At 65.3% G+C, this 23,727-nt stretch carries 26 protein-coding genes; 8 read left to right on the forward strand and 18 right to left on the reverse strand.

All coding sequences use genetic code 11. The features are described 5' to 3' along the window. Position 1: 1 nt before the first annotated feature. Positions 2-505, forward strand: coding sequence for a 30S ribosomal protein S9 (rpsI, locus tag A3764_RS06795; RefSeq protein ID WP_067927804.1), 504 nt, complete (start codon positions 2-4; stop codon positions 503-505). 187 nt (positions 506-692) lie between these two features. After that, positions 693-1,694 (forward strand): LLM class flavin-dependent oxidoreductase, encoded by a 1,002-nt coding sequence (locus tag A3764_RS06800; protein ID WP_067951362.1) that lies wholly within the window; start codon positions 693-695, stop codon positions 1,692-1,694. Positions 1,695-1,701: 7 nt separating this feature from the next. On the opposite strand, the gene A3764_RS06805 is transcribed toward A3764_RS06800, so the two are convergent. From A3764_RS06805 to guaA, 9 genes are all read right to left on the reverse strand, one after another. Beyond that, complete coding sequence (locus A3764_RS06805; protein WP_067920626.1) at positions 1,702-2,319, reverse strand: TetR/AcrR family transcriptional regulator; 618 nt, start codon at positions 2,317-2,319, stop codon at positions 1,702-1,704. Next, complete coding sequence (gene ppk2, locus A3764_RS06810; RefSeq protein ID WP_067920627.1) at positions 2,312-3,181, reverse strand: polyphosphate kinase 2; 870 nt, start codon at positions 3,179-3,181, stop codon at positions 2,312-2,314. Before ppk2 ends, A3764_RS06805 begins: the two co-directional genes overlap by 8 nt. A 37-nt stretch (positions 3,182-3,218) precedes the next feature. Continuing rightward, on the reverse strand, positions 3,219-4,202 hold the full coding sequence (locus tag A3764_RS06815; protein WP_236628104.1) for an alpha/beta fold hydrolase: 984 nt from the start codon (positions 4,200-4,202) through the stop codon (positions 3,219-3,221). Further along, positions 4,192-5,109, reverse strand: coding sequence for a homoserine O-acetyltransferase MetA (gene metA, locus A3764_RS06820; RefSeq protein WP_067920629.1), 918 nt, complete (start codon positions 5,107-5,109; stop codon positions 4,192-4,194). Before metA ends, A3764_RS06815 begins: the two co-directional genes overlap by 11 nt. A gap of 79 nt (positions 5,110-5,188) precedes the next feature. Beyond that, on the reverse strand, positions 5,189-6,043 hold the full coding sequence (locus A3764_RS06825) for an ATPase (RefSeq protein WP_067920631.1): 855 nt from the start codon (positions 6,041-6,043) through the stop codon (positions 5,189-5,191). Between the two features lie 20 nt (positions 6,044-6,063). Then, on the reverse strand, positions 6,064-6,984 hold the full coding sequence (locus A3764_RS06830; protein ID WP_067920633.1) for a DMT family transporter: 921 nt from the start codon (positions 6,982-6,984) through the stop codon (positions 6,064-6,066). 143 nt (positions 6,985-7,127) lie between these two features. Beyond that, complete coding sequence (locus tag A3764_RS06835; RefSeq protein ID WP_067920635.1) at positions 7,128-8,234, reverse strand: OmpP1/FadL family transporter; 1,107 nt, start codon at positions 8,232-8,234, stop codon at positions 7,128-7,130. Positions 8,235-8,365: 131 nt separating this feature from the next. Further along, positions 8,366-9,241, reverse strand: coding sequence for a DMT family transporter (locus A3764_RS06840; protein ID WP_067920648.1), 876 nt, complete (start codon positions 9,239-9,241; stop codon positions 8,366-8,368). A gap of 56 nt (positions 9,242-9,297) precedes the next feature. Further along, entirely contained in the window at positions 9,298-10,881 is a 1,584-nt protein-coding gene (gene guaA / locus A3764_RS06845; protein ID WP_067920637.1) for a glutamine-hydrolyzing GMP synthase, read from the reverse strand. Positions 10,882-11,082: 201 nt separating this feature from the next. Between guaA and A3764_RS06850 the strand changes: the two genes are divergently transcribed. After that, positions 11,083-12,621, forward strand: coding sequence for a trimethylamine methyltransferase family protein (locus A3764_RS06850; RefSeq protein ID WP_067920639.1), 1,539 nt, complete (start codon positions 11,083-11,085; stop codon positions 12,619-12,621). A gap of 39 nt (positions 12,622-12,660) precedes the next feature. Here A3764_RS06850 and A3764_RS06855 read toward each other — a convergent pair whose 3' ends face one another. Further along, entirely contained in the window at positions 12,661-12,972 is a 312-nt protein-coding gene (locus A3764_RS06855; RefSeq protein ID WP_067920641.1) for a DUF6477 family protein, read from the reverse strand. A gap of 232 nt (positions 12,973-13,204) precedes the next feature. Between A3764_RS06855 and A3764_RS06860 the strand changes: the two genes are divergently transcribed. Both A3764_RS06860 and lipA read left to right on the forward strand, forming a co-directional pair. After that, positions 13,205-14,362, forward strand: coding sequence for a DUF6456 domain-containing protein (locus A3764_RS06860; RefSeq protein WP_067920643.1), 1,158 nt, complete (start codon positions 13,205-13,207; stop codon positions 14,360-14,362). Positions 14,363-14,523: 161 nt separating this feature from the next. Beyond that, positions 14,524-15,474: a lipoyl synthase gene (lipA, locus tag A3764_RS06865; protein WP_067920645.1), complete on the forward strand. Its 951-nt coding sequence runs from the start codon at positions 14,524-14,526 to the stop codon at positions 15,472-15,474. A gap of 4 nt (positions 15,475-15,478) precedes the next feature. Here the strand turns inward: lipA and A3764_RS06870 are convergent, their stop codons facing one another. From A3764_RS06870 to hpt, 4 genes are all read right to left on the reverse strand, one after another. Continuing rightward, positions 15,479-16,408, reverse strand: a complete 930-nt coding sequence (locus tag A3764_RS06870; protein WP_067951364.1) for a cytochrome c — start codon at positions 16,406-16,408, stop codon at positions 15,479-15,481. Between the two features lie 2 nt (positions 16,409-16,410). Beyond that, positions 16,411-16,887, reverse strand: a complete 477-nt coding sequence (locus A3764_RS06875; protein WP_067922352.1) for a c-type cytochrome — start codon at positions 16,885-16,887, stop codon at positions 16,411-16,413. 73 nt (positions 16,888-16,960) lie between these two features. After that, positions 16,961-17,131 (reverse strand): hypothetical protein, encoded by a 171-nt coding sequence (locus tag A3764_RS25650; RefSeq protein ID WP_201722119.1) that lies wholly within the window; start codon positions 17,129-17,131, stop codon positions 16,961-16,963. A gap of 16 nt (positions 17,132-17,147) precedes the next feature. Then, on the reverse strand, positions 17,148-17,684 hold the full coding sequence (gene hpt, locus A3764_RS06880; protein ID WP_067922371.1) for a hypoxanthine phosphoribosyltransferase: 537 nt from the start codon (positions 17,682-17,684) through the stop codon (positions 17,148-17,150). Positions 17,685-17,752: 68 nt separating this feature from the next. On the opposite strand from hpt, the gene A3764_RS06885 reads away from it, so the two are divergent. Further along, positions 17,753-18,217, forward strand: a complete 465-nt coding sequence (locus tag A3764_RS06885; RefSeq protein ID WP_067922355.1) for a type II toxin-antitoxin system RatA family toxin — start codon at positions 17,753-17,755, stop codon at positions 18,215-18,217. Positions 18,218-18,258: 41 nt separating this feature from the next. On the opposite strand, the gene A3764_RS06890 is transcribed toward A3764_RS06885, so the two are convergent. The 4 genes from A3764_RS06890 to A3764_RS06905 form a co-directional block, all read right to left on the reverse strand. Next, entirely contained in the window at positions 18,259-19,440 is a 1,182-nt protein-coding gene (locus A3764_RS06890) for an ammonium transporter (RefSeq protein WP_067922358.1), read from the reverse strand. Between the two features lie 152 nt (positions 19,441-19,592). Continuing rightward, entirely contained in the window at positions 19,593-20,072 is a 480-nt protein-coding gene (locus A3764_RS06895; protein WP_067922361.1) for a CinA family protein, read from the reverse strand. Beyond that, a complete protein-coding gene (locus A3764_RS06900; RefSeq protein ID WP_067922364.1) occupies positions 20,069-20,566 on the reverse strand; it encodes a phosphatidylglycerophosphatase A family protein in 498 nt (165 codons plus the stop codon). Before A3764_RS06900 ends, A3764_RS06895 begins: the two co-directional genes overlap by 4 nt. Further along, the gene (locus A3764_RS06905; RefSeq protein ID WP_067951366.1) at positions 20,563-21,699 is read right to left on the reverse strand and encodes a bifunctional 2-C-methyl-D-erythritol 4-phosphate cytidylyltransferase/2-C-methyl-D-erythritol 2,4-cyclodiphosphate synthase; all 1,137 of its coding nucleotides are present in this window, start codon (positions 21,697-21,699) and stop codon (positions 20,563-20,565) included. The genes A3764_RS06900 and A3764_RS06905 overlap by 4 nt, the downstream gene beginning before the upstream one ends. 138 nt (positions 21,700-21,837) lie before the next feature. On the opposite strand from A3764_RS06905, the gene dusB reads away from it, so the two are divergent. Next, positions 21,838-22,866: a tRNA dihydrouridine synthase DusB gene (dusB, locus tag A3764_RS06910; RefSeq protein ID WP_082851093.1), complete on the forward strand. Its 1,029-nt coding sequence runs from the start codon at positions 21,838-21,840 to the stop codon at positions 22,864-22,866. Further along, a partial coding sequence (locus A3764_RS06915) for a two-component system sensor histidine kinase NtrB (protein WP_067951368.1) occupies positions 22,863-23,727 on the forward strand: 865 nt, incomplete at its 3' end. The genes dusB and A3764_RS06915, both read left to right, overlap by 4 nt.

The following is a 23,727-nucleotide window of genomic DNA, read 5'->3' on the forward strand; positions in this document are numbered from 1 at the left end:
CATGGCTGAAGAAATCAAGACACTCGAAGGGCTCGAAGCGGCCGTGACCGAGAACATCGGCGGCGTGCAGGGCACCGACCCCGAAGCTTCCGTTTCGCGCGAACCCCAGCGCGACGATCTGGGCCGCGCCTATGCCACCGGCAAGCGCAAGGACGCGGTCGCCCGCGTCTGGATCAAGCCCGGTTCCGGCAAGGTCACCGTCAACGGCAAGCCGCAGAACGAATATTTCGCGCGCCCCGTGCTGCAGATGATCCTCGCACAGCCGTTCTCGGTTGCCGGGGTCGAGGGGCAGTTCGATGTGGTCGCCACCGTCAAGGGCGGCGGCCTGTCCGGTCAGGCCGGTGCGGTGAAACACGGCGTCTCCAAGGCGCTGCAGCTTTACGATCCCTCTCTGCGCGGCGCCCTGAAGGCGGCCGGCTTCCTGACCCGCGACAGCCGCGTGGTGGAACGCAAGAAGTACGGCCGCGCCAAGGCCCGCAAGAGCTTCCAGTTCTCCAAACGCTGATTGCTGCATATTCCGCAACATCTGGAAAAGGCCGCTCCCGTGGGGGCGGCCTTTTTCACGTTTGTGCCTTGGGGGGCCGTCCCGGGGGCGCTGCCCCCGGACCCCCGGAGTGTTTGAAAAAGGGTGAAAGGGGTGGAAGGCGGGGCGAGCGGGGCTTACCCCCGTTATTCAAAGCAGGAGTGATGCGATGAAATACTCAGTTCTCGACCTTGCCCCCGTGCCCGAAGGATCGGATGCGCGCCAGGCCATCGCGAATACCGTCGATCTTGCCCGGCACGCGGAGGATTGGGGGTATCACCGCTACTGGCTGGCGGAGCATCACAACATGCCGGGCATCGCTTCTGCCGCCACATCGGTGCTGATCGGTCATGTGGCGAATGCGACCAAGGCAATGCGGGTGGGTGCCGGGGGGGTGATGTTGCCGAACCATGCGCCCCTGACCATCGCGGAGCAGTTCGGCACGCTGGCCACGATCTTCGGGGACCGGATCGATCTGGGTCTCGGGCGCGCGCCCGGCGGGGATCAGGCGGTATACCGGGCGCTGCAGCGCGGGATGCAGTCTGCGGATCGCTTTCCGGAGGAGGTGGCCGAGTTGATGCGCTATCTGGGGGATGCCGATCCCGGCGCTTCGGTCCGCGCGCATCCGGGCGAGGGGACGCATGTGCCGCTCTACATCCTCGGCTCATCGCTTTTTGGGGCGCAGCTGGCGGCGCAGTTCGGGCTTCCTTATGCCTTTGCCTCGCATTTCGCCCCCGATGCGCTGGAGGACGCGCTGATGATCTACCGGCGAGATTTCCGGCCCTCCGCGCAGTTGGCGGCGCCCTATTTCATCCTCGCCGTCAATGTATTCGCCGCCGACACCGCGGATCGGGCGCATTTCCTGCGCAGTTCCATGCAGCAGGCCTTTGCCCGGCTGCGCACCGGTCGGCCCGGCAAGCTGCCCCACCCGGTAGAGGATATCGACGGCGCGATCGGGCCCGCCCTGCGCCGCGGGGTCGATCATGCGCTGCGATTTTCCGCCGTGGGGGATCCTGCGACGGTGAAATCGCAGTTGGAGCAGTTCAGGGCGCAATATACCCCGGATGAGATGATCCTGACCGGTCAGATACATGATCACGCCGCGCGCCTGCGCTCGTTCGAGATCGCGGCAGAGGTGCTGGGCGCGATGGTTCCCGAACCGGCGGCCTGACAGGGCGTCAGTCGTCGGGGCTGATCAACCCGAGACCGCGCAGATAGATCCCGATACCGCTTTCCAGCAGCTCGTCGGCCGGAAAGGGCGTGGCCCGGCCCGGGGAGTTCCGCGCGAAAAGTTCGACGACGCCGTGGCTGATGGCCCAGACATGGGCGGAAACCATGCTCGCCGGCGGGCGGCGCTCTTGGGGTATGTGCTGGCTGAGTTCCATCGCGGCCCGTTCCAGCACCGCGTTGGCCCTTCCGGCGACTTCGGCCAGTTCGGGGGTACGGTTCACCGAAATGCCGCTTTCGAACATCGCGATGTAATGGCCGGGGTGGTCCCGCGCAAAGGCGAGGTAGGCGCGGCCCGTCGCCTCGAAGGCGCGCAGGGCATTGGGCTTTCCTTCGGCATAGGCCGATTGCATGGCGGTGACGAAGATGTCGTAGCCTTGCAACGCCGCCTCTGCGATGAGATCCTCGCGCCCCTCGAAATGGCGGTAGACGGCGGCGGGGGTGACCCCGGCCTGTTTCGCGGCCTCCGACAGGGTGAACCCCGTGGGCCCGCGCAATTCGATCAGTTCGAGCGCCGCGTCGATCAGCGCCTGGCGCAGGTTGCCGTGATGATACCCCCGTTTAGGCATCCCAGATATCCGGCCCGCCGCAGATCCGCCCGTCGGTCTCGCCGATGGCGCGGGTATCCTTGTGGTCGTAGTCGAAGGCTCGCAGCACAGTCCGGATCGCGGCCAGCCGCGCGCGGCGCTTGTCGTCGGAGCGGATGACCGTCCATGGGTTGGCAGCGGTGTGCGACCGGTCGAGCGTTTCGCGGATGGCGTCGGAATAGGCATCCCATCGGGAGAGGCCCATCACATCGATCTGGCTAAGCTTCCATTGCTTCAGCGGATCGCTTTCGCGCGCCAGCATGCGGCGCAACTGCTCGGCCCGGCCCACGTTCAGCCAGAACTTGAAAAGATGGATGCCATCCTGCGTGAGCATCGTCTCGAAGGGAATGACCTGCTTGAAAAACAATTCGCGCTCCGGGTCGGTGGTGAAATCGAACACCTTCTCGACCACGCCGCGATTGTACCATGAGCGGTCGAAGAAAACGATCTCTCCCGCCGTGGGAAGATGCTGGACGTAGCGCTGGAAGTACCATTCGCCCTGTTCGCGGTCGCTGGGTTTCGACAGAGCGACGACGCGCGCCGCACGCGGATTGAGGTTCTGGCGGAAGCGCGAAATCGTGCCACCCTTACCGGCGGCGTCGCGGCCTTCGAAGACCATCGCGATACGCCCCCCCTTGGCGCGGACCCATGCCTGCAGTTTCACCAGTTCGATCTGTAGCCGCGCCAATTCCTTTTCATAGACCTTGCGCGAAAGCCGTTCCGAATGGGGGTAGGAGGACGACAGGATCTCGTCCTTTTCCGCGCGGCGGATGGCGGCGCGGATCCTGTCCGGTGCCTCGTTCTCGAAATAGGCGCTGATCGCCCCGTCGAATGGTTTCTGCATGGTCTGGCTCCTCCGCCTTCCGCGCCACTATGTGGCGTCAGGAGCGCGGGCGCAAACCCGCGCGTGTCGCCGCGCGGTCGATGGCGTCCTCCACCGCCTGCGGATCGGCGTGATGGGGCATGTGGCCCACGCCCTCCAACACCGTGAGGTTGCCGTTGGCCAGATCCTCCATCAGGGGCGCGCTGTGGATATCCAGCGGGACGATATTGTCTTTATCGCCGTGCACGGCCTCTACCGGCATTGTCAGCCTGTCGTAGTTCTGCCGCATCTCGATGATCCGGGGCAGCAGGGAATTGACCTGCTGGGCGTTGGCCCGCGTGCTGTCCCGGCGCAGGGTGAGCCCGGGGCCGATGTGCTTGGTATAGCCTTCGGGCGCCTCCTGCGGGGCAAAGATGGCATCTACGCTGGCCGTCACCAGCTGTTTCGGCGCAAAGGCGGTTACGACGGGGATGAAAAGGGCGGAGCCAAGGGTAGAGCCGGTAACGGTATAGAGCCAGCCGAGGCCGCCGGGCCAAGGCTCCGACACGGCGGAGACCAGCACCAGCGCCGCCGTGTCTTCGGGGCGCGACAGGCCCCAGGCCAGCGCCACGGCCCCGCCGTAGGAATGCCCCAGCACGATCGGGTTTTTCACATCCAGCGCATCGGCGGCATTCTGCAGCAGTTCGGCCTGCGCCTGCGGCGGTTCGGCATCGTTGTTCCATGCCCCGCCGTAGCCCGGCAGCCGATCCGTCCAGCCCAACCCGGGCCGGTCGAACAGGACCACCCGGTAGCGGTCTGTCAGGCGCTCCGCGAAGGAGAAGGTGAAATCCCGCAGGTTCCCGCTGGCGCCGTGGATCATCACCAGATCCGGGCCTTCGCCCATCACCTGCGCATGGACCTTGACGCCGTCGATGTCGAGGATCTGGCCCACCGGCGGCGTTGCCACCCGCGCGCGGGCCTCGCGCTGATAGGCGCGCCATTGCACCGCTGCCACCGTGACGGCGGCTATCAGCAGCAGAACGAGCACCAGCTTACGTCCCAATTTGTTCAAGGTCGTAGGGGGTGGATTGATACATCTCGTTGATCCAGTTGCCATAGAGAAGATGCGCGTGGCTGCGCCAACGATTGAGCGGCACCTGCGCCGGATCGTCGCCGGGGTAGTAGTTGCAGGGCAGGGTGACGGGCACGCCCGCTTCCACGTCCCGGTCGAATTCCTGTTTCAGCGTATCGCGGTCGTATTCGAAATGATTGAAGATATAGAGCGCCCGGTGGTCCGGATCCTCCACCAGACAGGGGCCGACCTCGTCGCTGCCCAGCAGCGTGACAAGGCCCGGGGCCGCGTCCACTTCCTCCTGCCGCATTTCCGTCCAGCGGGAAACGGGCACGACGCATTCATCCGAAAAGCCGCGCAGATAGGGCGATGCGGGCGCGAGATTGCGATGCTTGAAACAGCCGAAAGCCTTCTGCGCCAGCATGTGCTTGGGCACGCCGTGGAAATGGTTGATCATCGCCATCCCGCCCCAGCAGACACCGAAGGTCGAATGCACGTTGGTCTGGGTCCAGTCCATGATCCGGCGCAACTCGTCCCAATAGGTCACCTCTGAAAAGGGCAGATGTTCGATCGGGGCGCCGGTGATGATGAGCCCATCGAACTTGCGGTGGCTCACCTCTTCGAAGGGCTGGTAGAAGCTCTCCATATGTTCGGCGGCGGTATTGCGCGTCTGGTGTTCGGACATGCGCACCAGCGTCAGTTCGATCTGCAGCGGCGTCGCGCCGATCAGCCGGGCGAACTGGTTCTCCGTCTGAATCTTCTTGGGCATCAGGTTCAGCAGCGCGATGTTCAGCGGGCGGATGTCCTGATGGCTTGCCAGCTCCTCGTCGACCACCATCACGCCTTCGCGCTTGAGCACGTTAAAGGCGGGCAGATTTGCGGGGATCTTGATGGGCATGGGAAAGATGTGTCCTGTCTTGCGCGGTCTAGATAGACCCTGCACGGGGCAGTGCCAAGGGCGGGCCGGGGCGCGGGGTTCAGCCCGGCAGAACCCCGGCGATAAGATCGGTGAAATCGTCCTGCGTGCGCAGGGCCGCGACCTGATCGGCGGTGACGGTCACGCCCCAGCGCGCCATCGCCGCATAACGCGGCTGCCGGTGCGCCAGCGCCTTGGCATAGGTGAAGCGGATGAAATCATCGGGATCGACCCGCTCGGGCGCGATGTCTTTCTCCTCCAGATATTCCTGCCACACCCGGGCAAGGAATTCCGGCTGATAGGCCATGGGCTTGGGCGCCTTGTCGAAACGGCGGACGAGTTCCTGCGTATGGGCCTCGTCCCCCTTGATCCAGACCGGAAGACATTCCGCCGAAAGTGTCGTCATTAACGGATCTTTGGGGTCGTCCACATCCACCCATTCGCAGATCGACCCGCCCGTGTCGCAGATGAAATGAGGATAGTCATAAAGCGCCTTGGCCCGGCGTGCGAAATGCCCGGTGTCTTCGAGTGCGGCGATCTCTGCCCTGCGGAACGCCTCCTGCCGGGCGGCGTATTCGGGCATCGCCAGCCCGCCCTTTTCTGCAGCCCCCGGCTTGCCGAGCCAGGTGGCCACGGGGGAAAGATTGTCGAAGGTGATGTTGGAGCCGATGTAGATACTGTCGCTGAGCAGCAGTTCCCGCAGGAAAGACACTTTCATCGCTTCCGCCTTGGCATTGTCGGCGATGGTTTCGCCTAAGTAGCGGGTGCCGATCCGGTAATCTATGGAATAGTGGAACCAGTCGCCCGAGGCGCGCAGGAGACTCGACAGATGGGTCTTGCCCAGCCCCGACATCCCGAAAACGAGGACCTTGCGGCGGGGTGCGGAGCGCCATTCGGCGGCATTGGCATAGAGCATCGTCAAGTTCCCTGTCGGCGTCAGGCCTGACTAACCCAGCGCGCCGCCAAGCGCCAGATGCGCCCGTCCAGCACCAGCAGGCCCAGCCCCAGCAGCGCGAACCCCCCGTAGGCGGCGGGGTTCAGCGCCTCGTCCCGCAACCATGCTCCCAGAAGGATGGCGACTGGCGCGACCAGCAGCGTGACCAGCATCAGGTTGCCGCTGCCTGCCATGGCGAGCACCCGGTAATAGAGCAGATAGGCGAAAGCGGTCGCGATCACCGCCATATAGCCGATGGCCAAGAGGGTGGTGGGCGTCAGCCGGGCCGAAGGCGCGCCCTCCAGCGTCCAGGCCAGCGGGATCATGATCAGGCTCGATCCCGTCAGCATCCCTGCCGCGGCAAGCTGCGGCGGCTGCCCCGCCAGCGTCTTGCGCGCCCAGACCCCGGCAGCGGCGTAAGACACCGTTCCCGCGACCACGGCAAGCTGCGCCAACGACCGCAGATCGAGGCTGCGCAAGTTGTCGAGGCCAATGGCCGTGGCGACCCCCGCGAACCCCAGCAACACGCCCACCGCCTTGCGCTGCGTCATCCGCTCATCCGCCAGCAGCAGGGCGGCCAGCATCACCCCGAAGAGCGCGGTGGAGGCATTGAGGATGGAGGTGAGGCCCGATTCGATATGCAGCTGCCCCCATGCCATCAGGGTAAAGGGGATCGCGTTGTTGAACAGGCCCATCACCAGAAAGGCCCCCCAGACCCCCGGGCGGCGGGGCAGGGGCAGCCCCATGGCCCAGACAGCGCCCCAGAGGATCAGCGCGGCCCAGAACACCCGGTGGGCCACCGTCGTCAGCGGTGCGACCTCATCCAGCGCATAGCGCACCGACAGGAAGGATGCGCCCCAGATGAGGGCCAGCAGGGCAAGCTCCGCCCATGCACGGGGCGACATGTCTTTTTGTTGTGTCATGCGCCTTGCCTAAGCCGGGGCGGGGCTTCTGGCGACCCGAATGTTGCGCTTTCGCGGGCAAAGCTGTGGTGCCGGTTCAGCAAGCGCAACGAAAAGGCCCGGCGCAAAGCACCGGGCCTTCGATTTAGCGCCAAGGGGCGGAATCAGAACTTGTAGGCGACCTTCACGCCGATCGCGACGGCCTTGTTGTCGGTGAAGTTCGCAGCCGGGGCGAAGGGGCCGAACTGCGTCTGCGCATCGCCGATATCGACGTAACGCACGCCCGTGGTGATCGTCATGGCGTCCATCGAATAGGTCGCGGCCAGACCCACGCTTGTGTTGCCGTCCGTCGGGCCGAGGTTCGCGGCGAAACCGCCCTGCGACTTTTCGTATCCCACGGTTGCGGCGATGGACCACTGGTCCGTCAGACGGCGGCCCAGACCCAGCGAATAGGTGAAGACATCGTCGTCATAGCTCAGAAGCGGTGCGCCGGTCGCGTTGGTGTAGCCTGCCGGTGCGATGGTGAAGGCCGAGTAATCGGTCCAGCGGATGCCACCGAAAAGCAGCGTGTCTTCGGCCACGCCCGTCTGGAAGGCAAGGTTGACCGACTGCGGCGTCTCCACCGATGTCGTGGTATTCACGGTGGCGAAACCGCCGGGGGTCAGAAAGGTTTCAGAGGTCGCGACGTCGTAGTCGATGGAAGAATTGTAGGTCAGCGCAACCCGCAGCGCGATTTCGGGCATCTCGTATGCCATGCCGGCCACATAGCCGACGCCGACTTCGCTATCCCCGGTGACGGTGTAGCCGTTAACGACGGGAACGGCGGCCGAAGCTTTCACGGACTGGACGCGCAGACCGCCGTGAACGCTGAAGTTCTCGTTGATGCGATAGTTCAGCAAACCGGTGACCGCATGGCTTTCGAACTCGGCCCGGGATCCGGCAGCGTAATAGCCGGTGCCCGTCGGATAGGCCACGTCCGCGCCGAAGGGCTGATCGTAGATGATGGCATAGGACAGCTGGCTGTTGATGTCGGCCTTGTAGGCCGCGCCGAACTGCAGGTAATCCTCGGCCATGTTGCCACTGTTGACGGAGCCGAGGGCCGCGACGGATGTGCCGGAGGTTTCGGGCGAAACCGAACCGAGGCTGAACTCGACATGGCGGCCCTGTTCGAAAAGGGCAGCGATGGATTGGCCGGAGCGGTCGATGCCGCCTGCCTGAACGGCGCCTGCGCAACCGAGTGCGGCGATGATCGCCGGTAGTCTTGCTGTCATGTGAACTCCTCCCCAGAAGTCAGCGCACCTGCCGCCTGCCGGAGGTGCCATGCGCGCAAGGCTAGACGTGCGCAGGCCGCACAGGTCAACAGGTGCCGCCGGGGCAACCTTGGCGTGTAGGAAGGCGGGTGTTACCGATTTGCGACAGCCGCGCGTCGCGCCTCTGTCCAGAGATTGAGGTAATTGCCGCCGAAGATGATCAGCGCGCCCACGAAGACCCAGATATCCAGCGCCTCGGCATAGAGCAGCATACCGACCACGGCGATAAAGGGCAGGCGCACGAAATCGATGGGTACGACCACCGTGGCGGGCGCGATGGCCAGCGCATGGGTCAGGCACCAATGCGCCAGCAGGCCCGCGACGCCGACCAGTGCCAGCCAGATGAAACTGGCCGCATCAGGCAGCGCGACATCGCCGTCGTATCCCGCCGCCACAAGGCCGAAGACAAGCTGCATCGTGGTGAGGTGAAACAGGATGCAGGTGATGCTCTGCGTTCTTGTGAGCCGCTTGGTCATCATTATCGTGAGTGCGAAGAAAACCGCCGCCATGGCCGCCGCCACGAGACCGGCGTTCAGCCCCGCGGGATCGGGCCGCGCCACGATCAATATGCCCGCAAAACCCAGCACGACCGCCAGCGCGCGCATCAGCGTCAGCCGCTCGCCCAGGATCAGGGGCGACAGCACGATCACCCAGATGGGAGAGGTGAATTCAAGCGCGAAGACCTGCGCCAGCGGGATCACCGTGACCGCGAAAAACCACAGGTTCTGGCCGGTGAAATGCGCAAGGTTGCGCAGAAGGTGCAGACCGTAACGATCAAAGCGCACCTCGCGCCACGCGCCGGTAGCCGCAGCGAGGATCAGCACCACGATCACCCCCACAAGGCTGCGGTACATCATGATCTCGAACGTATCGAACCGCGGCGCCAGCGCGCGCCCGGCCACGGCCATGAAGCTGAACGAGGCGATGGAGCCGGTCATCCAGAGCGCCGCGCGCAGTGTCGTGCTCACCGGGGCTTCCAAATGGATGAAAATCCTCGCCGAAGGCAGTCAGACGCTGGCACCGATCACTCCCATTCGATGGTGCCCGGCGGTTTGCTGGTGATGTCGTAGGTCACCCGGTTGATGCCCGGCACCTCGTTGATGATGCGGGTCGCGGTTTCGCCGAGGAACTCGTGGCTGAAGGGATAGTAATCCGCCGTCATGCCATCCACGCTCGTCACCGCGCGCAGGGCGCAGGCGAAATCATAGGTGCGCCCGTCACCCATCACGCCCACCGTCCGGACGGGAAGGATCGCGACGAAGGCCTGCCAGATCTCGTCATAAAGCCCGTGGCGGCGGATCTGGTCGATATAGACGGCATCGGCTTCGCGCAGGATATCCAGTTTCTCGCGCGTGATCTCGCCGGGGCAGCGGATCGCGAGGCCGGGACCGGGAAAGGGGTGGCGGCCGATGAAACTGGCGGGCAGGCCAAGCTCGCGCCCCAGCGCGCGCACCTCGTCCTTGAAAAGTTCCCGCAGCGGTTCCACCAGCTTCAGCCCCATCTTCTCCGGCAGGCCACCGACGTTGTGATGCGATTTGATGGTGACGGAGGGGCCGCCCGAAAAGCTCACGCTTTCGATCACGTCCGGGTAGAGCGTTCCCTGAGCGAGGAATGTCGCATCGCCCACTTCCTTCGCGTGTTTCTGGAACACGTCGATAAAGAGCTTTCCGATGATCTTGCGCTTGGTTTCCGGGTCGCTGACCCCGTCCAGCTCGCCCAAAAACAGATCCTGTTCGTCGGCATGGATCAGCGGCATGTTGTAGTGGTCACGGAACATGGTCACGACCTCTTCGGCCTCGCCCTTGCGCAGCAGGCCATGGTCCACGAAGACGCAGGTGAGCTGGTCGCCGATGGCTTCGTGGATCAGCACCGCCGCGACGCTCGAATCGACGCCGCCCGACAGGCCGCAAATGACCTTCTGGTCGCCGACCTGCGCGCGGATGGCCGCGATGGCTTCTTCGCGGTAGGCTTTCATGGTCCAGTCGCCCGAGAAACCGGCGAGGCGCACGAAATTTTCGAACAGGCGCGCGCCGTTCGGGGTGTGATGCACCTCCGGGTGGAACTGCACCGCGTAGAAATGCCGTTCCGGATCGCCGGAGATGGCGAAGGGCGCATTGGGCGATGTGCCATAGACCTGAAAGCCGGGCGCAAGCTTGCTGACGTGGTCGCCGTGGCTCATCCAGACCTGTTCGCGGTCGGTGCCGAACCAGCCGTGCAGCAGATCGAGTTCGGTTCCCGTGGGCGTGACATAGGCGCGGCCGAATTCAGCGGTGCCATGGCCCCGTTCCACGTGACCGCCGAGGCAGTGCATCATGACCTGCTGGCCATAGCAGATGCCCAGAATCGGCACGCCAAGCTCGAAGATCCGGGCGGGCGGCATGGGCGCGCCTTCGGCAAAGACCGACGATGGCCCCCCCGACAGGATCACCGCGCGGGGCGCGAAATTGTCAAGAAAGTCATCCGTCACGGCATTGAAGGGATGGATTTCGCAGAAGACATTCAATTCGCGCAGCCGTCTGGCGATCAGCTGGGTGACCTGGCTGCCGAAATCGACGATCAGCAGCTTGTCATGGTGGTCCTGCAGGGTGTCTTGGATAAGGTCTGTCATGGCGTCTGATTAGGCGCGCCCCCGGGCCAAGGCAACCCCGTTCACCGCCCCGAGGGGGCGGCATTCTACGCTGTGGCACTATTCCGAACGCCGGGGAAGGCGGGACATGTCGCTTTTTTCTCCGCCCCGCCGTTATCCGCGCGAAGCGCACCCCCACGATGGGCTAGGGACAGGCAACGCATTTCGACAAAAGAGGTCAGCATGACACAGACAGCCAGACGTGGACGGGGCGGCGGCGGCGCGGCCCGACGGGCGGAGCGCAGTGCGGTGTCCTTCGAGACCGCGAAGTACATCGAGCGCAACATCCCGAACTTCGAAATCCTCAATGAGGAAGCGCTGGAAATCATCGAGCACAACGCCGAAACGGTGCTTGAAGAGATCGGCGTGAATTTCCCCGACAATCCGGGCGCGCTGGAGCTGTGGCGCGAGGCCGGTGCCGACGTTCAGGGCGACCGGGTGCGCATCCCGCGTGGACTGGCGCGCAAACTGTGCGAAACGGCCCCGTCAACCTATACCCAGCACGCCCGCAACCCCGCCCGCAATGTCGAGGTGGGCGGGCGCAATCTGGTGCTCGCCCCCGTCTATGGCCCGCCCTTCGTGCGGGACGCGGCCGGCGGCCGCCGCTATGCCACGATGGCGGATTTCAACAAGTTCGTGAAACTGGCCTATATGTCCAAGTGGCTGCACCATTCGGGCGGCACGGTCTGCGAGCCGACGGATGTGCCGGTGAACAAGCGGCACCTCGACATGCTGCACGCCCATATGACGCTGTCGGACAAGCCGTTCATGGGGTCGGTCACCGAACCCAGCCGTGCGCAGGACAGCGTGGACATGTGCGGCGTGCTTTTCGGCGAGGATTTCGTTCAGCAGAACACGGTCATGACCTCGCTCATCAACATCAACTCGCCGATGACATTCGACGACGTGATGATGGGCGCGCTCGAAGTCTATGCGAAGAACAATCAGGCCTGCATCATCTCTCCGTTCATCGTGGGCGGGGCGATGGCGCCGGTTTCGGTGGCCGGGACGCTGACGCAGGTTCTGGCCGAAGTGCTGGCGGGCATCGCCTATAGCCAGCTTGTGCGCAAGGGCGCGCCGGTGATCTTCGGCGCTTTCGTGACCTCCATCGACATGAATAGCGGTGCCCCCACCTTCGGCACGCCCGAAGCCTCGCATATCACCTATGGGGCCGGTCAGCTGGCGCGGCGTCTGAACCTGCCGTTCCGCTCCGCCGGATCGTTCTGCGGCTCGAAACTGCCCGATGCGCAGGCCGCCTACGAGACGTCGAACAGCCTGAACATGGGGCTTCTGTCCGGTGTGAACTTCATGCTGCATGCCTGCGGCTGGCTCGAAGGCGGGCTGGTGTCCTCCTTCGAAAAATTCGTGATGGACGCGGACCAGTTGGGCACCTTGCATCATCTGGCGCGCGGCGTGCAGATGGATGAGGATGCGCAGGCGCTGGATGCGATCCGCGAAGTCGGTCCGGGCGGGCATTATCTGGGCTGCGCCCATACCCAGGCGAACTTCAAGTCTGCCTTCTGGAAATCCGATCTGCTCGACTATAAGCCCTTCGAGACATGGTATGACGAGGGCGCGCGGGATACTCAGACGCTGGCCGCCGCCCGGGTGGAGCGCATGCTGGCCGACTATCGCCAGCCGGAGATGGACCCCGCCAAGCGGGAGGCGCTGGATGCGTTCGTCGCACAGCGCAAGGCAGCGGAACCTGACAGCTTCATGTAAGCGCTCACCTGTCGTGAAGGGCCGGGGCGGGGCGCGCGGCTAGCGCGATCCCGCCGCGGCCTTCTCGGCCTGCGCGCGTTGCAGCACGCGCGCTTCGCCGACCATTGCGATCAGCACATCCACATGGTCCGCCACGCTGTAGCTGGCCATGCCCGCGCCGCGCTGCTCTTCGAGCGCGGCTTCTGATTCCATCAGGCGCATCAGGCTTTCGACAGGTCCGGGCAGGCGCCCGAATCCCAGCAGCCGGGCCAGATGGACCGGGCGCTTGTAGTCCTCCGCCCCGATGCGCGCGGCACGCATCAAGAGCGCGGGGCGGCGCATTTCCTTCAGCATCGTCAACACGTCCTTCATTGTGGAAATCCTTTTCTGCGGCCTTGCCCGGAAGCGGGCTTGGCACAGGTTGGCACAACTGGGGCGGGTGTTGCGGTCCTTTAAGGGGGTGCGTTCGGACCGGATGCTTTTGTTTACCAGCTGGAAACAATGCTTCTAATTCGATCACATTTTAACAAAAGAGTAACCAATACTTCCAATGGATGTGTGGGTAACTCTGTGGATAAATCCACCAGTCGATGGATGACCGCCCATGGCCACGCTTCGGAACGATCCCCCCTCCGCCCCCCGCTGGAACGGCAGGCTGCCCGCCTGGGTGCCGCATGCCGCGCAGCATTACCTAGCCCATACCGAACAGGGCCTGCCGATCCGGGCGCTTGCCCGGCAGGCGGGCTGCCATGCCTCGACCGTCCTGCGCCAGATCCGCCGGTTCGAGACGCGGCGGGACGATCCGCTGGTCGATGCGGCGTTGCAGAGCCTCGGGCGGGCGATGCTGGGCGGCGGGCGCGGCGAACGGGCCATCGGCGCAGCGAAAGAGAGTTCAAGGATGAAGAAGATCAAGGCGGCTGCTCTGCCGGATGACGAAACCCTCGGCGCCGAGGCCCGGCGGGTATTGCGCCGATTGTGCGAACGCGGGGCCGTGCTGGCCGTTGCACCAGACCTTGACCGGGCCGTGGTGGTGCGCGAAGGCGGGGCAGGGGGCGGGTTGCGCACCGCGGTGGTGGCCAAACCGGTGGCGGAGGCCATGGCCCTGAAGGACTGGATCGCGGCGAGCGGCAGCGGGCGCGTTGTCCGCTACCGGATCACGGCAGCGGGCAGGGCCGAGGTGGCGCGCGATCTGGGCGGCGCGGCCGACACCGAAGAGCCGCCCGTTCCGGCAGAGGGTTTTGCAGAGGCGCCCATGGCCTTCGATGGGCCGGCCCCCTCCCGCGAGGCTGCCGCGGAGGACGAGGAAGCGCGGCTGCGACGGATGCGGCACTGCCTGACCGAAAGCCCGCTTGCGGTACTGGCGCGCAGGCGGGACAAGTCGGGGACTCCATTCCTGCCCGAGCCGCTTGTTCATGCCGGGGAACGGCTGCGCGAGGATTTCGAACTGGCCCAGATGGGCCCGCGAATGGCGCAGTCCTGGGACAGGTTCCTTGCTCCGGCGCGCGGCGGGGACGGATCCGGCGGGACGGATACGAGCCCCGCTGAGGCCCGCGCGCGGGTGGAGGCGGCCATCGCGGAACTGGGCCCCGGCCTGTCGGACGTGGTCCTGCGCTGCTGCTGCCATCTGGAAGGGCTCGAAACGGTCGAAAAGCAGCTTGGCTGGTCCGCGCGTTCGGCCAAGATCGTGTTGCGCATCGCGCTTATCCGGCTGAAGGTCCATTACGACCAGACGATCGGCTCCGGCGGTCCGATGATCGGCTGAAGGCGCCTGGCGGGCCGGTTTCGGGGGCGCCGCCCCCGGGCCCCCGGAGTATTTCGAAAAGGGTGAAGGGGGCGCCCCCGCGCATGGCAGGCTTGCGCGCGGGGGTCTTTTGTCTGCGCCGCGATATGCTAGACAGGGGCAGTTCTGCATGGAGACCCCCGATGCGCGATCTGAAGATTCCCGAACAGCGGCATCCCGAAAAGGCACGGCGACCGGACAACCCCCAGCCGAAAAAGCCGGACTGGATCAGGGTGAAAGCGCCGGGCGGCAAGGGATATGCGGAAACCGCGCGCATCATGCGCGACAACAAGCTGGTGACCGTCTGCGAAGAGGCCGGATGTCCTAATGTGGGCGAATGCTGGAGCCAGGGCCACGCCACGATGATGATCATGGGCGAGGTCTGCACGCGGGCCTGCACCTTCTGCAACATCGCCACGGGCCGCCCGCCCGAGGCGCTTGACGTTTTCGAGCCGGGCCGGGTCGCCGATGCGGTGGCGAAGCTGGGCTTGAACCATGTGGTCATCACCTCCGTCGACCGGGACGATATCGCGGACGGCGGGGCGGATCATTTCGCCCAGACCATCCGCGCCGTGCGCCATCGCAGCCCCGGCACCACCATCGAGATTCTCACGCCGGATTTCATCCGCTGCGATCCGTCGGTGCTGGAAAAGGTGGTGGAGGCGAAGCCGGATGTTTTCAACCACAACCTCGAGACCGTGCCGGGCCTTTACCCCGAAGTGCGTCCCGGGGCGCGGTATTTCCATTCCCTGCGCCTGCTGCAGCGGGTGAAAGAGCTGGATCCGACCATGTTCACCAAGTCCGGTATCATGGTGGGATTGGGCGAGATGCGTCAGCAGGTCGTTCAGGTGATGGAGGACATGCGCGCCGCCGACATCGATTTCCTGACCATCGGGCAATACCTGCAGCCAACGCCGAAGCATCACCGGGTGGACCGCTTCGTACATCCGGACGAATTCGCCTCTTACGAAAAGACTGCCTATGGCAAAGGCTTCCTGATGGTTTCGGCGACGCCGCTAACGCGGTCGTCCTATCACGCGGGCGATGATTTCGCGCGTCTGCGCGCGGCGCGGCTGAAGCGGCTGGGCGCCTGACGGGTCATTCCGCGGGCGCTGCCTCTGCCGTGGCCTCGGGCACGGGCGGGACCACCATGAGATAGGCGGCCAGCGCCTCCCGGTCCTGCGGGGGGAGCATGGCGAGATTTTCGACGACCTCCGCCATCTGGGCGCCGGCGGTATCGTAGTCGGGCGTGAATCCGGTGGTGAAATAGCCCACGATATCGGCCTGTGACCATGTCAGTTCGGCGGGGGTGATATTGGGGATACGCCCCTTACCGTCCGGGTTCGGCGCGCCGGCCAGCCAGCGTTGCAGTTCAAGCCCGCCCGCGGCGTTGCGCGGGGTATGGCATTCACCGCAGTGGGCCAATGCTTCGGCAAGGTAGCGCCCGCGCGCCTGTTCTGGCGCAAGGTCACCCGTGACCGCGTAGTCCTCCGGCATGAAGGCCAGTTTCCACAAACCAAGACCACGGCGGAGGTTGAAGGGGAAGGGCACCGCGTGGGCGGGGGCTTCGGCGGTGGCCGCAGGCAGGGTTTGCAGATAGGCGAAGAGATCGGCGACATCGCCCTCGGTCATGTGTTGATAGGCAGCGTAGGGAAAGGCGGGGTAGTAGTGCCGCCCCTCGGGCGAGACACCTTGCCTTACCGCATTGGCGAATTGCGGCAGCGACCAGCCGCCAAGGCCCGCGACCGGATCGGAGGAGATGTTGGGCGCATAGAAGGTGCCGAAATCACTGTCGAAGGCCTGCCCCCCTGACAGGAGCGGCGGAGCGGTGTTTTCGCCCTCCGGCGCGTCGGGGGGCTGGTGGCAGGACCGGCACCCTGCCGCCGCAAAGACCCGCGCGCCGTTCTCGACATCGGGGCGGTGACCCGCGGCAAAGTCCGGATCCTCGGCGGCGGGGGCCGTCACGAACCAGCCCGCGGCGCCCAGAGCGGCGAGCAGCGCCAGCAGACCCCGGCGCGCCCTGCCCATGATCAGTTTTCGGGGCCGCGGTAGGTGTCGTGGCAGCTCTTGCAGGCTTGACCGACGGAACCCATACCGGCCCGCAGACTATCCAGATCGGCGGCGGCGGCATCGATCATCTCACCGCTCGCGGTTTCAAGCGCGGTGAATTTCTCGGCAAAGCCATCGGGGTCGGACCAGATTTCAGCCTTGGCGCGTGAATCGCCGACCGCGCCCTGTTCGGTGCCTTCGATCCACATGGTCCCCCGGGCGAGGCCCGCGGCGGCATGCAGGTTCATCGCGGCGTTGCGGGCGGTTTCTGAATCGTACTCGGTCTCTCCCTTCGCGATCGCCCCCAGAATACCGGTGTGATAGGCGATCAGCTTCATCTGCGCCTTGCGCGCCTCGACAGCGGCCATGGCGGCCTTGTCGCTGTGGTTCGCGGCAACGGCGGCGGTGGCAAGACCCGCCAAAGCGAGGCAGAAGATGGATGTACGTGCTATTGTCATGGTGTCCCTCCCTGAATGTGCCCGACGGTAGCATGCGGCGTCCAACCGGCAAAATCCCGTCATCGTGATCATCTCAGGGGCGGGGAATACGCTCTGCCGTGGCCCATTCGGGCCACCAGCCCATCCATTCGATCCCCCCGATGAGAAGCGCCAGCGCCACGATGCCGAAGACAAGCTTTACCCGCGCGGCAGAAGGCGGGTTATGGGCCCATTTCGCCATCCGGAAGAACCATGTGAGGTTCATGCCTTTTCCCCTTCGTTCAGGTAAAGCGAACGGTGCCGATGTAGGGCAGGTTGCGGTTGCGCTGTGCGAAATCGATGCCGTAGCCCACGACGAATTCATCTGGAATCTCAAAGCCGGTCCAGTCGGCCTTCAGGTCGACTTCGCGGCGGCTGGGCTTGTCCAGCAGCGCGATGGACTTGAGCCGCGCGGGCCCGCGCGAGCGCAGCAGATTGGTGACATGATGAAGCGTGTGGCCGGTATCCACAATGTCTTCGACCACCAGCACGTCGCGGCCTTCGATGGCGCCGCGCAGATCCTTGAGGATCCGAACCTCGCGGCTGCTTTCCATACCGTCGCCGTAGCTCGACGCTTCGAGGAAATCGACCTCGATCGGCAGGTCCAGTTCCCGCACCAGATCGGCGATGAAGACGAAGGAGCCGCGCAGCAGCCCCACGACGATCAGCTTGTCGGTGCCGTCGAACTCGTCGTGGATGGCGCGGCAGAGCGCTTCGATCCGGGCGGCGATGGCCTTGGCCGAGATCAATTCGTCGATGACGTAGGGCCGGTCGGTCATGGCTTTGCCCTTGAATTCCAGCGGCTGAACAGTGAGATAGGGCCTAACCCGCCAGATGATGGAACGCAATGCCCACCCATTCCGAGACCCGCAAGCTTCCCTATACCGCGCAGCAAATGTACGATCTGGTCGCCGATGTGGGCCGCTATCCGGAGTTTCTGCCCTGGACGGCGGCGGCGCGGATCCGCAGTGACGAAGACAGGGGCGATCACCGGGTGATGGAGGCCGATCTGGTGATCAGCTTCAAGGTTTTCCGTGAACGTTTCACCAGTCGCGTGGTCCTCTGGCCCGATGAAAAGAAGATCGATACCGAATACCTGGACGGGCCGTTCAAATACATGAAGTCCAACTGGAAGTTCACCGACCTGCCCGGGGGCGGCTGCGAGGTGGATTTCTTCGTCGATTTCGAATTCCGCAACGCGATCCTTCAGCGGATCATCGGCGTGGTCTTCAACGAGGCGATGCTGCGCATCGTGCGGGCCTTCGAGAAGCGCGCGCAGGAGCTTTACGGCCCCGGCACGTCGGCCGTCTGAACCGGCGCGGCGCAGTGCTATAGCTGCGCCGCCCGGGAGTCTTAGTTGCTGAGGTCGTAGGCGCGTTCGCCATGGACCCGCAGGTCCAACCCGTCGGTTTCCGTTTCCGCGTCCACCCGAAGCGGCACGATCGCGCGGCAGACGAAGACGAGGATCACGCTGACCACCACCGTGAAGACGCCCACGATGGCAAGCGAGCCGAGCTGCGCGGCCCATGACCCGGCGCCGAGCGCCGCGATCATGATGGTGCCGAAGATGCCGCCCACGCCGTGCACCGCGAAGACATCAAGCGTGTCGTCGATGCGCAGCCGGTTGCGGACCAGCACGACCGCTTCCTGACAGAGCACGCCCGCCACCGCGCCGATCAGCAGCGCCGCCCACGGACCCACGAAGCCGGAAGCCGGGGTGATGGAGGCAAGGCCCGCGATGGTCCCCGTCACGATGCCCACGAGCGAGGGCTTGCCGAACTTGATCTTCTCCCACAGCGCCCAGGTGAGCGAGGCCGTGGCAGCGGAGATATGGGTCACGGTGATGGCCATGGCGGCCCCGCCATCGGCGGCAAGCTGCGAGCCGCCGTTGAAGCCGAACCAGCCCACCCAGAGCAGCGCGGCACCCACCATCACGAGGCCTGGATTATGCGGCGGCGTGGTCTGGTTCTTGCGCGGGCCGAGGAACATCGCCAGCACCAGCGCGGCCAGACCGGCGGTTTCATGAACCACGATCCCGCCCGCGAAGTCACGCGCGCCGGTTTCACCGAAGATACCGCCGTCGGCCAGCATTCCGCCGCCCCAGATCCAGTGCACCACCGGCGCGTAGACCACCAGCATCCAGAGGCTAGAGAAGAGCAGCACGAAGGCGAAGTTGATCCGCTCTACATAGGCGCCCACGATCAGCGCCGGGGTGATGACGGCAAAGGTCATCTGGAAGGCGAAGAAGAGAATCTCGGGCAGGGTGCCGGCAAGGCTGTCGGCGTCGACCCCGGCAAGACCGATCTTGCCCAGACCGCCCCAGAACCCCGTCTCGCCGGGTCCGAAGGCGATGGAATAGCCCACGAGGAACCAGAGCACGCTCATCAGGCAGGCGACGGCGTAGCATTGCATGAAAACGCTGAGCACGTTGCGGCTGCGGACGAGACCGCCGTAAAAAAGGGCAAGGCCCGGCAGCGTCATCAAAAGGACGAGGGCGGTTGCGGTCATGATCCATGCGGTATCGGCGGGGTTCATCTGCGGCTCCGGTGCTTGAGGTGAAACATTCGGGGCAGGAACGACAGGACAGGCCCATACAAAAGGCAAAACCCCCTGCGGGCTGCCCGTTTTCCGGGCAAAATATCAATTGCCTTATTTTTGTGCGGTCTGCACGGCGTTTTGCCCGAAAATCAGGCGCTTTCGCGAAGCGCCTGCCGCAGCAGCGTCAGCGCATGATCCCGCGCCGCGCGGCGGACAGCCTCGCGCCCCTGCGCACCGAATTCGCAGGTCTCGGCGAATGTCTCCCGTTGCTCGCCCGCGAGTGCAAAGCAAACGCGGCCTTCGGGCTTGTGCTCCGACCCGCCGGGGCCCGCGATGCCGGTGATCGAAACCGCGAGCCCCGCGCCGGAGCGCGTGAGCGCGCCCTCCGCCATTTCGCGGGCGACCGCTTCGGACACCGCGCCGTGGGCTTCAAGCGTCGCCTCGCGCACGCCCAGAAGCTCGGTCTTCGCGGCGTTGGTATAGGTGACGAATCCCCGCTCGAAGACCGCGGAGGATCCGGGCAGGTCGGTGAGCGCCACGGCCACCATACCGCCCGTGCAGCTTTCGGCGGTGGCGATCATGATGCCCCGGGCGCGGGCCGCCTCCAGTATCTCGGCGGCCAGCGTCATCCCTGAAGCACCCCGTGATAGAGCCCGGCCAGCACGATCACGCAGACCGCGGCGAAGATGCCTGCGATCACGTCGTCCAGCATCACCCCCAGCGGGTCGCCGCGCCGGTCCGCCCAGCCCACCAGCCACGGTTTGGCGATGTCAAAGAGGCGGAACAGCAGGAAAGCCGCGATCCAGCCCGGCCAGAGGTTCAGGATCGGGATGCCCATGGACCATGCCGCATGGCTGAGCGGCAGGAGCGCGATCCACTGGCCGACGAGTTCGTCGACCACGATTTCCGAAGGGTCGTGGTTTTCCTGCCCCGCGGTCATGCGCGCGGTGGCCCACCAGCCCAGCGGAAAGGCCGCGATGATGCCCAGGGCCAGCAGCGGCAGGCCCCCGATCACATGTAAAAGCCAGGCATAGGGCAGGCCGATGAGCGAGCCCCAGGTGCCCGGACCGGGACGCAGGTAACCGACGCCCAGAAGCGTCGCGATCAGTCTGGCGGCAATCATGTCTTCACCAATGTCGCTGTGGCCATGCAGGCGATGCCTTCGCCCCGGCCTGCAAAGCCGAGCCGTTCCGTCGTCGTCGCCTTGACGGAGACACGGTCGATTTCAATGTCCAGCATCTCGGCCATCGCCGCGCGCATCCTTTCGGTATGAGGCCCGATCTTCGGGACCTCGCAGATCAGCGTGCAATCCACATGGGTGAGGCTAAAGCCCATCTCACGGGCAAGGGTGGCGGCATGGCGCAGGAAGATATCGCTTCGTGCACCTTTCCACTGCGGGTCGGAGGGCGGGAAATGCTGGCCGATGTCGCCGCGCGCCAATGCGCCGTAGATCGCATCCGTCACGGTGTGCAGGCCCACATCGGCGTCCGAATGGCCGACAAGCCCGCGGTCATGGGAAATATGCACCCCGCAGAGCGTCACGCCGTCCCCCGGCCCGAAGGCGTGAACGTCGAAACCGTTGCCTGTTCTGATATCCAAATCTTTCTCCAATATGCGGGCGGCGCGGGCGAAATCCTCGGGCTGCGTCACCTTGATGTTGTCGGGGCTGCCGGGGGTGATCGCCACGTCTATGCCCGCGGCGCGGGCTACGGCCACGTCATCGGCCGCCGCCGGGCCTTCAAAGGCGGCATGTGCGGCGCGGATCGCGGCGAGGTCGAACCCCTGCGGGGTCTGGGCCGCGTAGAGGCCGCTGCGGTCGCGCGTATCCTTCACGATCCCTTCCGCCCCCAGCCAGAGCGCATCGCTCACGGGCAGGCCGGGGGCCGCGGCGGGGTGGGTCTGCAGGGCCTGCAGGACACCGTCGATCACCGCGGCGGAAACGCAAGGCCGGGCGGCATCGTGGATCAGCACATTGCCTGCCTCCCCCAGCAGCGCGAGGCCCATGGCCACGGACTGCGACCGTTCCGCCCCCCCGGCGCCCACACGCAGACCGCGCGCGCGCAAATCTTCTGCCTGTTCGGCCATGTCGTCGGGGTGAAGAACGATGGCAATCCGGTCGATGCCGGAGTGTGCCTCGAAGGCGGCAATGGCATGGTCCACCACCCGCTTGCCGCCGAGGGGCCGCCATTGTTTGGGCACGCCACCGCCCGCGCGCACACCGCGCCCGGCGGCCACGATCAGGGCAGAGGTTGTCATGAGAAAATCGTCGTCGTCATGGCGACTGTCTAGGCAATGCCCGTGCGGGGCGCAATCGGCAGGGCGTGTTGCCTGTTTTTTAGGCAAACGGTCCCGGCAGGCCCCGTAAAGCGGCGCTGCAGCGTTGAGACTTGGACCATGACAGGATATGCCAAGGACAACTGCACAAGGATTAGGCATTTGACCGCCCCCGCGTTTCCCGTTCCCATCGCGCCGCCGGTGCTTCTGGCCCCGATGGCCGGAATCACCGATCTGCCGTACCGCAAGCTGGTGGCGTCCTTCGGCGCCGGGCTCGTGGTGTCGGAAATGGTCGCCAGCCGGGAGCTTCTCTGCGCGCGGCCCGGCACGCGGGAGAAAGCCGAATTGGGGCTGGGGGTCGAGGGGACGTCGGTCCAGATCGCGGGCTGCGAGGCGGAGGTGATGGCCGAAGCCGCGCGGCGGATCGCGGGGCAGGGCGCCCGGCTTATCGACATCAACATGGGCTGTCCCGCCAAGAAAGTAACGCAGGGCTATTCCGGCTCTGCCCTGATGCGCGCGCCCGATCACGCGCTGCGGCTCATTGAGGCGGTGGTGGGCGCGGTCGATGTGCCGGTGACGCTCAAGACCCGGCTCGGCTGGGATGACGACAGTCGCAATGCCGCGCAGATCGCCCGCAGGGCCGAATCGGCGGGGATCCGCATGATCACGGTGCATGGTCGCACGCGCTGCCAATTCTACAAGGGCACCGCCGACTGGGCCGCCATCGCGGAGGTGCGCGCGGCGGTCTCCATCCCGCTCATCGCCAATGGCGACATCACCGACAGCATCACGGCCCGACAGGCGATGGCGGCGTCGCAGGCCGACGGGATCATGGTGGGGCGCGGGGCGCGGGGGCGCCCCTGGCTGCTGGCCGAAATCGCGCGCGATCTCTTTGGCACGCCGGCGCCCGTGGTGCCCGAAGGTGCCGCGCTGGTGAATATCGTCGCGGGCCATTACGAAGACATTCTGTCTTTCTACGGAGCGGATCTGGGGCTGCGGGTCGCGCGCAAACACCTTGGCTGGTACATGGACGGTTGTGGCACACCCGCCGACGTGCGCCGCGCGGTTCTGACGGCGCGCAGCCCGGCGGAGGTCATGGCGCTGCTGCCCCGCGCGCTGGGGCAGGCCGCCCGACGGCAGGCGGCATGAGCGATCCGGGCGATATCTGGACATCGCTGCCGGTTCCGGCGGTGGTGATCGGGGCCGATGACGGTATCCGCGATGTGAACCCCGCCGCGGAAGGCTTCCTCAACGTGTCGGCCAAATCGGTACTGGGCCAGCCCGTCTGGGATGTGATCGCGGTGGACGACCCGCTCGAGATCGCCTTTGACCGCGCGCGCAGTTCGGGCACGCCGCTTTTCGTCAACGATATCGACGTCGGCAGCGGCCAGCGCGCCCCACTGCAATGCGCGCTGCAGATAGCCCCGCTGGTGGGCCGCGATGACTGTATGCTCATGCTCATCACGCCTCGCGAACTGGCGGGCCGGATGACGCAGAACCATTCGGTCAAGAGTGCCGCGAAATCGGCCATCGGCATGGCCGAAATGCTGGCGCATGAGATCAAGAACCCGCTTGCCGGGATCACGGGTGCGGCGCAACTGCTCAGCATGAATCTGCGGGCGGAGGATCTGGAGTTGACCGACCTCATCGTCGCGGAATCGCGGCGGATCGTGAAGCTGCTGGAGCAGGTGGAGCAATTCGGTAACCTGTCGAAACCCGTCCGTGCCCCGGTCAACCTACACGACGTGCTGGACCGCGCGCGCCGTTCTGCGCTGCTGGGGTTCGGGGCAGGTATGCGCATCATCGAGGATTACGATCCTTCGCTGCCCTTTGCGCTGGGGGACAAGGACCAGTTGCTGCAGGTGATCCTGAACCTGCTCAAGAACGCCTCCGAAGCGGGGGGCAGCACGATCCGGCTGCATACCTATTTCGAACATTCATTCCGGTTGCGCCGGGCGGACGGGTCGGGCCAGTCGCTGCCGCTGCAGATAGAGGTGGTCGACGACGGCA

Source organism: Sulfitobacter sp. HI0129, from assembly GCF_001635395.1.
Lineage (GTDB): Bacteria > Pseudomonadota > Alphaproteobacteria > Rhodobacterales > Rhodobacteraceae > Sulfitobacter.